The sequence below is a fragment of the Stenotrophomonas sp. YIM B06876 genome, from assembly GCF_030711595.1.
GTDB lineage: Bacteria > Pseudomonadota > Gammaproteobacteria > Xanthomonadales > Xanthomonadaceae > Stenotrophomonas.
Genome location: NZ_JAUJUJ010000225.1, coordinates 1 through 1273, shown reverse-complemented (window position 1 = coordinate 1273; position 1273 = coordinate 1). Strand labels below are relative to the sequence as shown.

At 63.1% G+C, this 1273-nt stretch carries 2 pseudogenes; both read right to left on the bottom strand.

From position 1 onward, the window contains the following. Positions 1–383 precede the first annotated feature (383 nt). Positions 384–725 (bottom strand): annotated as a pseudogene (locus tag QZH66_RS16290) (adenosylhomocysteinase); the annotation flags it as partial. Between the two features lie 8 nt (positions 726–733). After that, positions 734–1273, bottom strand: a pseudogene (locus tag QZH66_RS16285) (NAD(P)-dependent oxidoreductase); the annotation flags it as partial.

Below are 1273 nucleotides of genomic sequence, written 5' to 3'. Positions count from 1 at the left end.
GCCTCGGCGCCGTCGAGCAGCCGCAGCTCGGCGATGGCCGGAATGTCGTCACCGTTCTTGGCCACCTTCTGCCACGGCGCGGCGGGCGACAAGCGCCATTCCACACCCGCGGCAATCAGCCGCTGCGCCTGCGAGCGCGTGGCCGCGTGGCCAGAATCCACCAAAAAAACATCTGCGCGCATGCGCCCATCCTTTATGAGTAAAAAAGGCATTTAACGCCCGAACAGCAAGCGCTGATAGCTATCATTTAATGAGCAAATCAAACATTGCTTCACTGCACATGCAACGGGCACGCCTCTGAAAGCCAGTGCCAGCGCGGAACCGGCTTTGCCGGGCCGCTGGTGGCGTCCCCCTGGGGGAAGGCGCGCAGCGCCGCAGGGGGATCAATACCTGTAGGTCTCGGCCTTGTACGGGCCGCTCTTGCTCACGCCGATGTAGGCAGCCTGGGCGTCGGTCAGCTCGGTCAGCATGGCGCCGACCTTCTTCAGGTGCAGGCGCGCCACTTTTTCATCGAGCGACTTGGGCAGCACATAGACCTTGCCGACCTGGTAGTCGCCCTGCTTGGTGAACAGCTCGATCTGCGCGATGGTCTGGTTGGCGAACGAGGCGCTCATGACGAAGCTCGGGTGGCCCGTGCCGCAGCCCAGGTTCACCAGGCGGCCCTTGGCCAGCAGGATGATCTTCTTGCCGTCGGGGAAGGTGATGTGGTCGACCTGGGGCTTGATCTCTTCCCACTCGNGACGAAGCTCGGGTGGCCCGTGCCGCAGCCCAGGTTCACCAGGCGGCCCTTGGCCAGCAGGATGATCTTCTTGCCGTCGGGGAAGGTGATGTGGTCGACCTGGGGCTTGATCTCTTCCCACTCGTACTTCTCGATCGAGGCGACGTCGATCTCGTTGTCGAAATGGCCGATATTGCAGACGATCGCCTGGTCCTTCATGGCCAGCATGTGCTCGTGGCGGATCACGTCCTTGTTGCCGGTGGTGGTGACGAAGATGTCGGCCTTGTCGGCGGCGTATTCCATGGTCACTACACGATAGCCCTCCATCGCGGCCTGCAGCGCGTTGATCGGATCGATCTCGGTCACCCAGACCTGGGCCGACAGGGCACGCAGCGCCTGCGCCGAGCCCTTGCCGACATCGCCGTAACCGGCCACGCAGGCCACCTTGCCGGCGATCATCACGTCGGTGGCGCGCTTGATGCCGTCGACCAGCGATTCGCGGCAGCCGTACAGGTTGTCGAACTTGCTCTTGGTCACCGAGTCGTTGACGTTGAT